At 48.5% G+C, this 1,542-nt stretch carries 1 protein-coding gene and 1 pseudogene; one reads left to right on the forward strand and one right to left on the reverse strand.

The annotated features are described in order from the left end of the window. Positions 1 to 503, forward strand: a pseudogene (locus tag ACOJS8_RS12375) (phospholipase); the annotation flags it as partial. 70 nt (positions 504 to 573) lie between these two features. On the opposite strand, the gene ACOJS8_RS12380 reads toward ACOJS8_RS12375, so the two are convergent. Beyond that, positions 574 to 1,542: sensor histidine kinase (locus ACOJS8_RS12380; RefSeq protein ID WP_420148851.1), on the reverse strand; the 969-nt coding region annotated here is incomplete at its 5' end.

The following is a 1,542-nucleotide window of genomic DNA, read 5'->3' on the forward strand; positions in this document are numbered from 1 at the left end:
ACAAAACAAATTTCACTAAAGCGCTGCTATCTGTTCAGCCATCGCAGCCTAATGCGCAATGGAACCGGGCATTCCTGTGGGTACTCCTAACGTATAATGACATTTACCCTACCCTACGTCGACCACTGAGCGCTTATTTCAAGCCTGAATACCTGACTGATATTCAAACCAATCGGCAGTTAGCTACAATCAATGTTCCTTTCGACCAGGCCTTAACCGATCAATTTAAGGCAGGCATTTTGAGTGGCACAGATACGAACTTTCTGGCAGCACTGGCCGATAATGACAACTATAACTGGAAGCCGATGGTGCCACTTCTACTTACGCACGGCACGCTGGATCCGCAGGTGTATTTTCTGAACTCGTTGAAAGCTTATACGACTATGCACGATGTGCTGGGTTCGCCCGTAGTGCAATTCGCGCCGGTGGCCAACAAAACGCATGTGGAGACTATTCCCTTCTGGCTGGATTATACATACGCCTTGTTTAAAACCGTTCTGTAAACCGCGAAAAATGGATTTATCCTGTCAGGAGCACATACCTGACAGGATAAAAATTGATACGTAGCTCCAATTAAATCGGTAAGGCAATGCGGAACGTAGCGCCCTCGCCCGGCCGTCCTTCTGCTGTAATATAGCCGTGATGATTCTCGACGACTTTCTGAACAATGGCCAATCCTATTCCGGTACCCTGGTACTGATTCCGGCTGTGTAACCGCTGAAACACCTGAAAAATACGCTGGGCCTGGCGTTGATCAAACCCAATACCGTTATCAATCACTTCGATCAGATGAAAGGAAGCATCCGCATGAGAAGATGGAATCAGAGTGGGGAAATCACGCCCGGTCACTCGCCGACTTTTTATTGTAATGGAAGGACGAACACCTGATTCGTCGATCCTGGTAAACTTCAGCGCGTTGCTGATCAGGTTCTGAAAAAGTTGCCGCAACTGAGCCGGATCGCCCTGTAGAACGGGCAGCGTTTCCACCGACAGCGTAGCCTGTTTCTCTTGAATAGCGGTTTCGAGATCGGATACTACGTTGTCTATCAATTCGTTCAGCTGAACAGATTTGACTGTTTCCTGTTTGGTGGCAATACGCGAGTAAGCCAGTACATCCTTGATTAGTATCTGCATCCGGGAAGCAGCCGATTGCATTCGCTGAATCATATCAGCTCCACTCTCGCCAATGCTCGGTGCATATTGCGATTGGATGATGTCGCCAAAAGCCTGAATCTTCCGTAAAGGCTCCTGCAAGTCATGGCTGGCTACGTATGCAAACTGCTCCAGATTTTTATTCGATCGCTGCAGGTCTGCAACCAAGCGCTCAAGTTGCTGCTGAAGCTGCTTCATAGGCGTGTAATCGCTAAACGTAACGAGCACTTCATCACCCATCTTGGTCGACATAATATCGAGCCAGACATTAATGCCACTGCCGTCGTAGTGAAAATCGAAACGTATCGACTCTCCCGTGCTGTACGTCCTGTAATAGGCATCGAACAGGCCGTTCGTTTTATAGTCAGGAAACCAGCGGCTACCCAGACC

It is taken from the genome of Spirosoma sp., assembly GCF_048594605.1.
Lineage (GTDB): Bacteria > Bacteroidota > Bacteroidia > Cytophagales > Spirosomataceae > Spirosoma.